This is a genomic window from Alteromonas sp. Mac1, assembly GCF_001562125.1.
GTDB lineage: Bacteria > Pseudomonadota > Gammaproteobacteria > Enterobacterales > Alteromonadaceae > Alteromonas > Alteromonas stellipolaris.
In genome coordinates, this window is sequence record NZ_CP013932.1 from 1 (window position 1) to 12,599 (window position 12,599).

Consider the following 12,599-nt stretch of genomic DNA (forward strand, 5'->3'; position numbering starts at 1 on the left):
TAAGATAATCCACAGCTATTAAAATGATAAAACAAATTCTCGCTGCTACCCAACAGTACACATCCGCCTGATTCCTATTCTTGGCGCGCATCTCGGTGCCTTTTTCTTTGTATTGGTTGTTATTTGCGAGTTACCGGAGCTAAGTAACTTACATGTCTTTATGGAATCAATGTCTTGAGCGTTTGCGTCAAGAATTACCCACGCAACAATTCAGTATGTGGATCAGACCTTTGGTTCCTCAAGAGGAGGAAGGTGTTGTAGCCTTATTTGCCCCTAACCGTTTTATTCTTGATTGGGTAAGGGATAAGTACCTCGATAACATTACTGGGTTATTACGGGAGTTTGGAGGTCCTAACGCACCTCAGTTACGCCTTGATGTTATGAGTAGGGAAAGTTTAAGCCGCAGTAGAGCCGCTGCTTCATCTGCGCCCCAGCAACCTCAAAACCAAAATCAAAGTCACAGCGAGAATCAGAGCTTCAGCCAAGATCAGAGCCAAGCACCTGATCAATCGTATAACCAGGCACCTAGTCAGTCATTTAGCCAAGGTTCTGGTCAATCGTCTAACCAATATTCAGGGCGATCATCAGGAAATATGGCGGGTCAAGCGGGGAACGATCAACAATCTATTGATAATAACAATAGTACTGCGCGATCACCTGTACAGGCGAGTGCCCGCTCTGCCATGCCTCAAACTGGCTACAGTCAGCAAAACCACTCTACGTCTAATCATGACAATAGACAGTATGATCAAGGAAGAGCTGGATCTAACACAATGCGATCTGCGTCTCAGCAGCCTAAAGTGATCCCGATCCCAGAAGCGGCTAAGCATAAAAGTAATATCAACCCGACGTATCAATTTGACAACTTCGTTGAAGGTAAATCTAACCAATTGGCCCGTGCTGCGGCTACTCAAGTGGCAAATAACCCAGGTAGCTCTTATAACCCGTTATTTATTTATGGCGGAACGGGTTTAGGTAAAACGCATTTATTGCACGCTGTAGGTAATGGTATTGTCGCAAATAACGAAAATGCTAAAATCGTTTATATGCACTCTGAGCGCTTTGTTCAGGATATGGTTAAGGCACTACAAAATAATGCGATAGAAGACTTTAAACGCTTCTATCGTTCAGTAGATGCGTTATTAATTGATGATATTCAATTCTTTGCTAATAAAGAACGTTCTCAAGAAGAATTCTTTCATACCTTTAATGCGCTACTTGAAGGTAATCAGCAAATCATACTCACGTCTGATAGATACCCTAAGGAAATTGATGGGGTAGAGGACCGCCTTAAGTCCCGTTTCGGCTGGGGCTTAACTATTGCTATTGAGCCTCCTGAATTAGAAACTCGTGTTGCCATCTTAATGCGTAAAGCTGCCGAGAACCGTATTCACTTACCTAATGAAGTTGCCTTCTTTATTGCCAAACGTTTACGTTCGAATGTTCGTGAGTTAGAAGGGGCATTGAACCGAGTGATTGCCAACGCTAATTTCACAGGTCGTCCGATAACCATCGATTTTGTGCGTGAAGCCTTGCGTGATTTATTAGCGCTTCAAGAAAAATTAGTTACGGTTGATAATATTCAGAAAACTGTGGCAGATTATTATAAGATAAAAGTTGCTGACATTTTATCTAAGCGAAGAAGTCGAAGTGTTGCAAGACCCAGACAAGTGGCGATGGCTTTAGCGAAAGAGCTGACCAATCACAGTTTGCCTGAGTTAGGAAATGCCTTTGGTGGACGAGACCATACAACGGTACTTCATGCTTGCAGAAAAATAACACAGCTTAGAGAAGAAAGTCATGATATAAAAGAAGACTATAAGAACCTCATTCGGACTTTGTCTTCCTAAAAATGACCTTTAGAGGCGAGATAGCACAGCAATGAAATTTAGTATAAGCCGCGAACAATTTTTACAACCCCTTCAGCTGGTATCGGGGGCTGTAGAGCGTAGACACACCTTACCTATTCTCTCTAACGTGCTCATTAAAGTTAGTGAAGACGCACTATGGCTAACAGGTACAGATTTAGAGGTTGAGCTCATTTCTAGCGTTAAGTTAGAAGGGGAGTTCACCGAAGGCGAAATTACCGTTCCTGCCAAGAAACTCTTCGATATTATTCGAGGTATTTCTGAAGGCACCGATATTCATTTCTCTATAGATGGTAACAAAGCGCTTATAAAAGCAGGGCGTGGTCGTTACACCCTATCTACGTTATCAGCTAACGATTATCCTAACCTAGAAGATTGGGAAGGCGAAGTAGAGTTTGAAATCACCTGTAGCGATATGAAACGCTTAATTGATTCAACAAGCTTTTCAATGGCTCAGCAGGATGTTCGATATTACTTGAACGGCATGTCGTTAGAAACCGAAGAAAATATTATTCGTACTGTGGCAACTGACGGTCACCGTCTTGCACTTTGTCGTTTAAGCTATGAAACAACACTTCCTGCCCGACAAGTTATTATTCCTCGCAAGGGTGTACTTGAAATATCGCGTTTAATTACGGAAGACGATAAATCATTAAAAGTACAAATAGGTGCAAACCATTTACGTATTTTTTCAAACGACTTCATCTTTACCTCTAAATTGGTAGATGGCCGATTCCCTGATTATCGTCGTGTACTTCCACAGGATGGCGATAAAGAAATTATTGCCAGCAAAGCGGTATTAAAAGATGCTTTTTCTCGTGCAGCTATTTTATCCAACGAAAAATTCCGTGGTGTTCGATTAAATCTTTCTTCTGGTGAACTGAAAATTACAGCGAATAACCCAGAGCAAGAAGAAGCAGAAGAAATCGTAGATGTGAATTATCAAGGCGACGACTTGGAAATTGGTTTCAATGTAGCTTATCTAATCGATGTATTGAACTCGCTAGGTTCTGATGATGTGAAAATCAGTTTGTCTGATTCTAATGCAAGTGCTCTGATTGAAGATGCTGCCGATGATGCTGCACTTTATGTCATTATGCCAATGCGTCTGTAGTTATTAATACACTTCATTATTTATCGGCGATGCGTTTGTATCTAAATTCTAGGATTTCTAGATTCATTCCATCGCCGTTTATCTTTTATTATTACCTTGCTTTTTACCGAGTTTTCTTATGAAACTGGACAAAGTCCAGCTTACGAACTTCCGTAACATTTCTTCTGCAACCCTTTCACCTTCGCCTGCATTAACAATTATTCGCGGTGTAAATGGCAGTGGAAAATCCTCACTTGTTGAATCTATTTTCTATTTGGGTTTTGGAAGATCGTTTCGTACCAGTAAACATACTTCTGTTATCAAAACGGGGGAAGATGAATTCAGTGTATTTGCAAGTTGCCGGAATGAGGACAACGAGAAACTGAATGTAGGGTTTCAGCGTCGACGCAACGATACGTTTACCTGCAGCATTAACGGTGAGCATTCAAATAAGCTTTCTGATTTAGTCAGTTTAGTACCCGTTCAATTATTTACCCCCCAAAGTACTGATCTTATTTTAGGGTCACCTTCTGAACGTAGACGTTTTTGTGACTGGGGATTGTTTCACGTGGAACATGACTTCCAAACGCTCTCGGTACAGTTTTCTAAATTTCTTAAGCACCGTAATGCATTATTGAAACAACAGTCCGACTTGTCGGCACCTCAAAATCAATACTGGGAGCAATGTTTTCTAGAGCGGGCGGAGGCACTATCCACGAAACGCGAAGAATATATATCAAAATTGGCGCCTATTTTTAAAAAATATGCGACAACATTTCTAGCTGAGTACGAAGTTTCCCTCAATTACTATAAAGGATGGGAAAAAGATGCGTCTTTAGCAGAAAGCTTAGTTAAAAAACGTGAGTATGATGGTAAAATAGGTCATACAACTTCTGGCCCCCACAAGGCTGATATTAAGCTGAAAGTGAATGGGGTTAATGCCCAAGAGCTATTGTCTCGAGGGCAGCTTAGAATGGCTGTTGCGGCGCTGCAAATGGCGCAAACAGAACTATTTAATACTTTAACTAACAGAAAGAGTATCTTCTTGTTAGATGATGTAGGCGCAGAACTTGACGCCGATAAACGTGAGTTATTTATAGACGGGCTGTTGGATATGGATACGCAGGTTTTCGTTACTGCAATTGAATCTTCGCAGCTTGAATTCATACAAAAATATAACGAAAAGAAAATGTTTCACGTGGAACATGGAAGCGTGAAAGAGGAGTAAAACCTAGTATGTCAGAACAGAATAATTACGACTCGTCCAGTATCAAGGTACTTAAAGGATTAGACGCCGTACGAAAGCGTCCTGGTATGTATATCGGTGACACGGACGATGGTACAGGACTTCACCACATGGTTTTCGAGGTTGTTGATAACTCGATAGATGAAGCATTGGCTGGACACTGTTCAGAAATCGTTGTGCAAATACACACAGATGGCTCTGTTTCTGTTTACGATGATGGTCGCGGAATTCCAACTTCAGTGCATGAAGAAGAAGGTGTTTCTGCAGCAGAAGTTATTATGACGGTTCTGCATGCCGGCGGTAAGTTCGATGATAATTCTTATAAAGTATCAGGCGGACTTCACGGTGTAGGTGTATCTGTAGTAAACGCTCTTTCAAGTAAATTAAAGCTACGTATTCGTCGTGAAGGTAAAACTCATGAACAAGAATACCAGCATGGTGTTCCTCAAGCACCTTTAGCCGTAATTGGTGAAACTGATAAAACAGGTACAAGTGTACGTTTCTGGCCAAGCTCAGATACTTTTACGAACACCTTGTTCCACTACGATATTCTAGCTAAACGCTTAAGAGAACTATCTTTCCTTAACTCTGGTATTTCCATTCGCTTGAAAGACGAGCGTGATGGAAAAGAAGACCATTTCATGTACGAAGGTGGTATTAAAGCTTTCGTTGAATACTTGAACCAAAAGAAAACACCTGTTCACCAGAAGGTTTTCCATTTCACTCATGAACAAGAAGATGGTATTTCAGTAGAAGTATCTATGCAGTGGAATGACGGCTTCCAAGAGAATATTTACTGCTTTACCAACAACATTCCTCAAAGAGACGGTGGTACTCACTTAGCCGGTTTCCGTGGTGCGTTAACGCGAACGCTTAACAACTACATGGAAAAGGAAGGGATGAACAAAAAGGCCAAGACAAACGCCAGTGGCGACGACGCCCGCGAAGGTCTAACGGCAGTTGTATCTGTAAAAGTACCTGATCCTAAATTCTCTTCACAAACTAAAGACAAGCTTGTTTCATCAGAAGTGAAATCTGCAGTTGAGTCGGCAATGAATGAGAAGCTTGCAGAGTTCTTGCTTGAGAACCCTGCAGAGAGTCGAATTATCGCTGGTAAAATCATCGATGCAGCTCGAGCACGTGAAGCTGCACGTAAAGCCCGTGAAATGACTCGCCGTAAAGGTGCATTAGACTTAGCTGGTTTGCCAGGTAAACTTGCTGATTGTCAGGAAAAAGATCCTGCATTAAGCGAACTATATATAGTGGAAGGGGACTCTGCTGGCGGTTCAGCCAAGCAGGGACGAAACCGCAAGAACCAAGCTATTCTTCCGCTTAAAGGTAAAATACTGAACGTTGAGAAAGCACGTTTTGACAAGATGCTCTCTTCACAAGAAGTGGCCACGCTGATCACTGCACTAGGTTGTGGTATTGGACGCGATGAATATAACCCAGAAAAACTACGTTATCACAGCATCATTATCATGACCGATGCTGATGTGGATGGCTCGCACATTCGTACATTGCTACTGACATTTTTCTACCGTCAAATGCCAGAAATCATTGAGCGTGGTTATATCTATATTGCACAGCCGCCGCTTTATAAAGTGAAAAAAGGTAAGCAAGAACAGTATCTGAAAGATGATGATGCGTTAACGGCATACCTAACTTCTATCGCTATTGATGGCGCATCTTTGCATACTAGTGATGATGATCCAGGTATCAGCGGTGTCGCGTTAGAGCAATTGGTAACGTTATACCAATCTGCAGAGAAGATGATTACGCGCATGAAGCGTCTAATGCCTTCCTCTATTCTTTATAGAATGATTTATACGCCTACATTGAATCTAGAAGATTTAAAAGACGAAAGCACGCTAGCGAACGTGGCTGAGCACTTTGTTGCACAGCTTACTGAACGTGAAAATGATGGCGCAACATACCGTTATGAAATTCGCAGAGACATCGAGCTTAGCGAGTTCTATATCACCATTATTATGCGTATGCATGGTATCGATTACGAATACGTAATTGGTCACGACTTTATTGAGTCTACTGAATATCAGCGTCTTAAAGAGCTTAATTTGGCGATTAACGACATGATGAGTTCTAATGCGTTTATACAACGTGGTGATCGTAAAATGCCTGTAGAGTCATTCAAAGAAGCATTAGATTGGTTAATGACTGAAGCTAAACGCGGTCAGTATATTCAGCGCTATAAAGGGCTAGGTGAGATGAACCCAAGCCAGCTTTGGGAAACCACCATGGATCCTGAAGGTCGTAGAATGCTTCAAGTGAAAATTGAAGATGCAATAGCGTGTGATCAATTGTTTACTACGCTAATGGGCGACCAAGTAGAACCAAGACGAAACTTCATTGAAGCTAACGCGTTAAGAGTAGAAAACTTAGACGTGTAAAAGGTCAATGACCCACACCTTAGTGTGAATGTAATAAAGAAAAGCCTGGCTTCTTTAACAAAAAAGAATCCGGGCTTTTTTGTTTTTAAACCACGCTTATATTCGTAGCCTCAATACATATATTTCAGCGCAGGGTATCCGCCTACAACCGATTATGTTCCGTTTGACTTGCTACCACTTGAAGCGCAAGAAACCCATTGAAGCGCCCATGGAGCCGCGCCTGAAGTATGGGATGGGGCAAAGCTAGTGTCGGGTGGTAAACATTATGGCTTTTTAGAAGTAGAAGTTATTCCATCAGGTACTGATGATTATGAAGTCATAATGACGCCGCGCTATGTCTTTCCGTTAATGGATGAAACTGGTGTGGCGACAGGTGAATATGAGCAACGACAATATGACAACGTAGTGACGATTTTAGTCGGGCGTTAATTCGTAATGTTCAGGGATAGAATAGGTAGGGATTAGGTGTAGGTAATTGAGATAATAATACGCTAATACTAAAAACCTGGTTAATAAAAGAGTAGGCTTAATGCCTACTCTTTTTCTTTATTATAGCGCTATGAACCGGTGATGTAGCCGTTCAGGAACTAAAGCCCTACGGCTTTCTAGTTATCACCAAACTCACTTCGTTGTCATCTGCCGGAGCAACCTGAAAACGATAAATGCCGGTATTAGAGGGTGTGAATTGCAGGTTCTCAGAACCCTGTTTACAAACTAAAAATATTTTAGTGCTTACCATGACAGGCTGGCCCTTGTAATTACCTCCGCAACTTTGACTCGGTGTCCAAATAGCATCAGACAAACGAAAGTCATAGGGTTGTCCATCAGCAATAAGCTCTACATTGACGTACCAACCGTTACTATCTTTTCTAAATTGATAGGCTGATGTAGCTTCCCACCAGTTAAATACGCCTCGAAGAAACAAGTTTTCAAACTGGATTTTTGGTGATGGCTGCGCCACTTCTGGAATAGAAAAACCACTTCTGCTTGAACAGGCAGAAACAAAAAGCGAAAAAATAATGACTAATAGGGTTTTATTCACACTAACTCCAATAAAAAACGCTCAACAGATGTCGAGCGTTTTTAGTCTATAACGTACTTACCAAACTAACTTAAGACTTCGCCAACAAGGAAATATCTGCGGTAGTTAGGAAAAGTTGCCTTAAAAGCGATAACAACGCAAGTCTGTTTTGTTTAACCGCGTCATCTTCTGCCATTACCATTACGTCATCGAAGAAACTATCAATTGCACTACGTAGTGTAGCCATAGTAGAAAGTATCTTAGTGTAATTTTGAGTAGCAACAGCTGTGGTTACCACAGACTCAGCAGAAATTAGCGCGCTATAAAGTGCTTTTTCAGCATCTTCACTTAACAATGATTCATCTATAGAAGCATTAACGCTACTATCGACACCTTGCTTCGCTAGAATATTCGCTACACGCTTATTAGCTGCTGCCAATGCTTGGGCTTCTTCAAGTTGTTTAAACTCGGCTACGGCGTTTACACGGGCTACATAATCGCTTGGTTGAGTAGGCCGTCTTGCTGAAACCGCTTGAATAACATCAATAGCGATACCTTGGTCTTGCAACACCGCGACAAATCTTGCTAATACAAAGTCGACAACTTGTGTTTGGAAGTCTTGGTTAGAAAGCTTATTTCCATACACTTCACCCGCTTTAGCAACAAGCGCTTCAAGATCGAGAGGTAGTGAAAGCTCGGTGATAATCCGTAGCACACCAATAGCGGCACGGCGTAACGCGAACGGGTCTTTATCGCCTTTCGGTAGTTGGCCAATACCGAAAATTCCAACCAGCGTATCTAGCTTATCAGCAAGCGCTACTGCAGCACTAACACCTGGTGAAGGTAAAGCATCGCCGGCAAACCTAGGCATATACTGTTCGTACAGGGCTTCAGCAACCGCAGCATCTTCACCATCATTTAACGCATAGTATTTCCCCATAACGCCTTGTACGTCTGGGAATTCCATTACCATATTGGTCATTAAGTCAGTTTTAGCAAGTAAACCTGCACGAGCCGCAAGGGCTTCATTCGCGTCGATTTGTGAAGCAATAAAACCAGATAACGCAGAAATACGTTCAGATTTTTCTTTAAGTGTTCCTAATTGCTTTTGGAAAAGCACGCTCTCAAGGCTAGCAAGTCTGCTTTCAAGTGATGTCTTTTTATCACTGTTAAAGAAGAACTCAGCATCAGCTAGGCGAGGGCGAATAACTTTTTCATTTCCGCTTATTACCTGAATAGGATCTTGGCTTTCAATATTACTTACAAATAAGAACGTATTAGAAAGCTGACCTTCGCTATCAAGCAATGGCACATATTTCTGATCGTCTTTCATGGTGTAAATAAGCGCTTCTTTAGGCACCGCTAAAAAGCCCTCTTCAAAGCTTGCTTGCATCACTACCGGCCATTCAACCAATGAAGCAATTTCTTCAAGCAGGTCTTCATTAAAATCGGGTGTAAGCGAAAGCGCATCAGCAGCCGTTTGTAGTTGCTGACGTACCTTGTCTTTACGCGCGGCAAAATCAGCTACCACGTAATGGGCTTCCAAGGCGCTTGCGTAGTTGTCTGCATGGTCTAGCTCAAAGCGCGCGTCACCATGAAAACGATGGCCTTGAATAGTCCTTCCGCTGGCTAAGCCTAACGCGGTTAAGTTCACTACTTCACTGCCATACAGCGCAGCAAGGGTATGAACTGGGCGAATAAATTGCGTAGTGTAATTACCCCAACGCATCGCTTTAGGGATAGGAAGCTTAGCAATAGCCTGGTTAAGTAAAGACTCAACTAGCTCACCAATCTGTTTACCAGGCACGTGCGCTTTGTGTAACAGCCACTCACCTTTGTCGGTAACAAGGCGCTCAGCATCTTCTACACTAATACCATTACCACGGGCCCAACCTTGAGCGGCCTTGGTAGGAGTACCATCTGCGTCAAAAGCGGCACTTACAGCAGGGCCGCGTTTTTCTACTGTTTTATCAGCTTGGCTTTCAGCCAAAGCAGACACATAGACAGCTAAGCGACGAGGTGCAGCAAACCAACTTACGCTGGTAAAACTAAGTTCAGCAGCGGTAAGTGCTGCCTCAAATTGCTGTGCAAAGGCTTCGCCAAGAGACTTAAGCGCTTTAGGTGGAAGCTCTTCTGTTCCAAGCTCTATCAAACAATTCTCTGTTCGCACCCTTAAGACTCCTTATTACAAAGTGGGAAACCAAGCGCTTCACGCTTCTGGAAATAACTTTCAGCACATGCTTTTGCAAGAGTACGTACGCGTAAAATGTAACGTTGACGTTCTGTGACTGAAATAGCATGGCGAGCATCAAGCATATTAAATGCGTGAGATGCCTTCATTACTTGCTCGTAGGCAGGTAATGGTAAATTTTTCTCGATAAGTAGTTGGCTAGCTGCTTCGCATTCATCGAATGTACGGAATAGGGCATCAACGTTGGCATATTCAAAGTTATAGGTAGATTGCTCTACTTCATTTTGATGGAATACGTCGCCATAGGTGACTTTACCCATAGGGCCATCTGCCCATACTAAATCGTAAATGCTATCTACGCCTTGTACATACATGGCTAAACGTTCTAAGCCGTAAGTAATTTCGCCAGTAACTGGCTTACATTCAATACCGCCAACTTGTTGGAAGTAAGTAAACTGAGTCACTTCCATACCATTTAGCCATACTTCCCAACCAAGGCCCCAAGCGCCAAGGGTAGGTGACTCCCAGTTATCTTCAACGAAGCGAATGTCATGCACTAGTGGATCGAAACCTAATTCTTTCAAAGAACCCAAATACAATTCCTGAATATTGTCAGGAGAAGGCTTCAACATGACTTGGAATTGATAGTAATGCTGTAAGCGGTTTGGGTTTTCACCGTAACGTCCATCAGTAGGGCGACGGCAAGTTTGAACATAGGCACTGCTCATAGGCTCTGGGCCTAATGAACGAAGAAATGTCATTGGGTGAAAGGTACCCGCACCTACTTCCATATCAAGGGGCTGAATTATAACGCACCCTTGACGCGCCCAATAATCTTGAAGCGCAAGGATCAAACCTTGAAAGGTATTAATATCGTATTTCTGCATACATCCGCTGCTTGTTGGTTATCTGTATCTTCAAAGGTGGGATAGTATACAATTTGTAACGCATAGTATGTAGGTGTAAAGCGTTAAAAAGCGCCATCAAATCCGCTAAAAGATGACTAAAAGGTCGATTGAAGAGGCTATTTAAGATTATGACATCAACTAGATTGAATCGTTGTGGATGGGTGAGCGATGACCCTCTATATCAAAAATACCACGACGAGCAGTGGGGGCGACCCGTTATAGACAGCAAAGAGTTGTTCGCTAAACTTTGTTTAGATGGTCAACAAGCCGGATTGTCGTGGATAACCATCTTAAAAAAACAAGCAAATTACGAAGCCGCTTTCCATGACTTTGAACCAACAAAAATAATTCAAATGGATGAGCAAGAAATAGCGGCATGCTTGCAGAACCCTGGTATTGTGCGCAACAAGCTAAAAGTGGCGTCAATTATCAAAAATGCCCATGGCTATTTAAATATCGAAAAGCGCCAACGTTTTTCTGACTTTATTTGGCAGTTTACCGACGGTAAAACTATCATTAATGAATGGGAAGACTTTAAGGAGGCGCCTACCTTTACCGCTGAATCCAAAGCTATGTCAAAGGCGCTGAAAAAAGAGGGTTTTTCATTTGTAGGTGAAACCATTTGTTATGCCTTCATGCAAGCGGTAGGCATAGTGAACGACCATGTTACAAGCTGCCACTGCTACGAGGAAACGCGAAGTTTAGCAAGGCGCTAATCTTTATTAAATCCCAAAAACCCAATAAAAAAGCGCTTCTCATGAAGCGCTTTTAAAAAACATACACATACCAACAACGATAAGTACTTAACTAATAGACTGGCAATAAGCCTTGATTGCTGGCATTTCACTTAACACTTTAGATTCATAATCTGACTCAATTTGCTCTCTAGTCAAGTCTTGCTTACGCCTTTCTTGTTTAGTCAGTTTCTGCCTATCTTCTAGCACGGCAAAGCCGCTAACTTCCACGAATAACGCATAAGTATGAGGGTAGGAGGCTTTATGATCTGGCGGAGACAAAATAGGTAATGCACCCAATAAGTTGACTATCCGAATAACCCCTTCAGATAAGTCGCACTGTTGTTGCTCCATAGCTTTAGCGATAGTGTAAATACTATCGCTAATCGTTTTTACGCGCTCGTCTCTGACCTTCTGCTGGCGTTGGTTTTGTTGCTTTAGCTGGAACAACAACCGACCGGCATAAAAACCAAGTGCGACGATAACTAATAGCGCCACAATAACTAACACTGTCCACAGCATAAAACAGAGCCCGCCTTACTATTTCTTAAAGTCGTTAATATCTATAGCGTCTAAATCGTCTAATGGATCCATCTCGTCGTCATCCTCATCATCGTCTTCTACGATGCCAAGCAAATCACAAAGAATGCGGTGGCGTGCCATTTTTTCATCAACGTAAGATTGTTGCTCTTTAGTAAGTTGCTTGTCGTCATCAAGCTTATCTAACAATGACGCTAAACGCTGATCTGCTTCAAGTGCCGCTAGCTCTTCGCTAGGTGTGGCGAATTTCTGCTTTTCTTTCGGCGTGGTAATTGTCGTTTTCTTAACGACTAAAGGAATAGGTTTCTTACTGCCTAAACGTGGGTCTTGATTTTCACGACGTTTAGAAGCACCGTTTTCACCTTGCTCAACGTTGTGACGGCTACCCGCTGGTTTGCCTTTATGCTTCTTTGGACGAGGAGTACTTTCCAGACGTTTTTGCCCAGGTTTACGATCAGGATCTTTCCTGACGCCAATGAGTCCAACTTTACGAGACTTTTTTGATCTTGCCATATATAAAAGGTATCAAATTTTTAGTGATTGAAAGGGCATATTATAGCGCGAATTGCTCAAAGCTTCTTCATCAA

General features: G+C 42.3%; 11 protein-coding genes. 6 read left to right on the top strand and 5 right to left on the bottom strand.

The window, feature by feature from the left end:
* Window positions 1–152: 152 nt before the first annotated feature.
* The 5 genes from dnaA (at window position 153) to AV939_RS00025 (ending at window position 7,047) form a co-directional block, all read left to right on the top strand.
* Window positions 153–1,850, top strand: a complete 1,698-nt coding sequence (dnaA, locus tag AV939_RS00005; RefSeq protein WP_061996705.1) for a chromosomal replication initiator protein DnaA — start codon at window positions 153–155, stop codon at window positions 1,848–1,850.
* 31 nt (window positions 1,851–1,881) lie between these two features.
* Window positions 1,882–2,982 (top strand): DNA polymerase III subunit beta, encoded by a 1,101-nt coding sequence (gene dnaN / locus AV939_RS00010; protein WP_013782507.1) that lies wholly within the window; start codon window positions 1,882–1,884, stop codon window positions 2,980–2,982.
* 118 nt (window positions 2,983–3,100) lie between these two features.
* Window positions 3,101–4,189 carry a DNA replication/repair protein RecF gene (recF, locus tag AV939_RS00015; protein WP_057795040.1) on the top strand — a complete coding sequence of 363 codons (1,089 nt, stop codon included), beginning with the start codon at window positions 3,101–3,103 and terminating at the stop codon, window positions 4,187–4,189.
* Window positions 4,190–4,197: 8 nt separating this feature from the next.
* The gene (gyrB, locus tag AV939_RS00020; RefSeq protein ID WP_061996706.1) at window positions 4,198–6,618 is read left to right on the top strand and encodes a DNA topoisomerase (ATP-hydrolyzing) subunit B; all 2,421 of its coding nucleotides are present in this window, start codon (window positions 4,198–4,200) and stop codon (window positions 6,616–6,618) included.
* Between the two features lie 246 nt (window positions 6,619–6,864).
* Window positions 6,865–7,047 (top strand): hypothetical protein, encoded by a 183-nt coding sequence (locus AV939_RS00025; protein ID WP_057795037.1) that lies wholly within the window; start codon window positions 6,865–6,867, stop codon window positions 7,045–7,047.
* Between the two features lie 166 nt (window positions 7,048–7,213).
* Here AV939_RS00025 and AV939_RS00030 read toward each other — a convergent pair whose 3' ends face one another.
* The 3 genes from AV939_RS00030 to glyQ form a co-directional block, all read right to left on the bottom strand.
* Entirely contained in the window at window positions 7,214–7,660 is a 447-nt protein-coding gene (locus AV939_RS00030) for a hypothetical protein (protein ID WP_061996709.1), read from the bottom strand.
* Window positions 7,661–7,730: 70 nt separating this feature from the next.
* On the bottom strand, window positions 7,731–9,809 hold the full coding sequence (glyS, locus tag AV939_RS00035; protein WP_061996711.1) for a glycine--tRNA ligase subunit beta: 2,079 nt from the start codon (window positions 9,807–9,809) through the stop codon (window positions 7,731–7,733).
* 2 nt (window positions 9,810–9,811) lie between these two features.
* On the bottom strand, window positions 9,812–10,717 hold the full coding sequence (gene glyQ / locus AV939_RS00040) for a glycine--tRNA ligase subunit alpha (RefSeq protein WP_013782512.1): 906 nt from the start codon (window positions 10,715–10,717) through the stop codon (window positions 9,812–9,814).
* Window positions 10,718–10,866: 149 nt separating this feature from the next.
* Here glyQ and AV939_RS00045 point away from each other — a divergent pair, with 149 nt between their 5' ends.
* Window positions 10,867–11,454: a DNA-3-methyladenine glycosylase I gene (locus AV939_RS00045; RefSeq protein ID WP_057795031.1), complete on the top strand. Its 588-nt coding sequence runs from the start codon at window positions 10,867–10,869 to the stop codon at window positions 11,452–11,454.
* Between the two features lie 87 nt (window positions 11,455–11,541).
* Here AV939_RS00045 and AV939_RS00050 read toward each other — a convergent pair whose 3' ends face one another.
* Entirely contained in the window at window positions 11,542–11,994 is a 453-nt protein-coding gene (locus tag AV939_RS00050) for a DUF2489 domain-containing protein (protein WP_061996712.1), read from the bottom strand.
* Between the two features lie 18 nt (window positions 11,995–12,012).
* Complete coding sequence (gene yihI / locus AV939_RS00055) at window positions 12,013–12,525, bottom strand: Der GTPase-activating protein YihI (RefSeq protein ID WP_057795027.1); 513 nt, start codon at window positions 12,523–12,525, stop codon at window positions 12,013–12,015.
* Window positions 12,526–12,599 lie beyond the last annotated feature (74 nt).

Excerpts from the sequence above, each read along its gene's own strand:
- dnaA (WP_061996705.1), top strand. The coding sequence starts at position 153 with ATGTCTTTATGGAATCAATGTCTTGAGCGTTTGCGTCAAGAATTACCC.
- dnaN (WP_013782507.1), top strand. The coding sequence starts at position 1,882 with ATGAAATTTAGTATAAGCCGCGAACAATTTTTACAACCCCTTCAGCTG.
- recF (WP_057795040.1), top strand. The coding sequence starts at position 3,101 with ATGAAACTGGACAAAGTCCAGCTTACGAACTTCCGTAACATTTCTTCT.
- gyrB (WP_061996706.1), top strand. The coding sequence starts at position 4,198 with ATGTCAGAACAGAATAATTACGACTCGTCCAGTATCAAGGTACTTAAA.
- glyQ (WP_013782512.1), bottom strand. The coding sequence starts at position 10,717 with ATGCAGAAATACGATATTAATACCTTTCAAGGTTTGATCCTTGCGCTT.
- AV939_RS00045 (WP_057795031.1), top strand. The coding sequence starts at position 10,867 with ATGACATCAACTAGATTGAATCGTTGTGGATGGGTGAGCGATGACCCT.
- AV939_RS00050 (WP_061996712.1), bottom strand. The coding sequence starts at position 11,994 with ATGCTGTGGACAGTGTTAGTTATTGTGGCGCTATTAGTTATCGTCGCA.
- yihI (WP_057795027.1), bottom strand. The coding sequence starts at position 12,525 with ATGGCAAGATCAAAAAAGTCTCGTAAAGTTGGACTCATTGGCGTCAGG.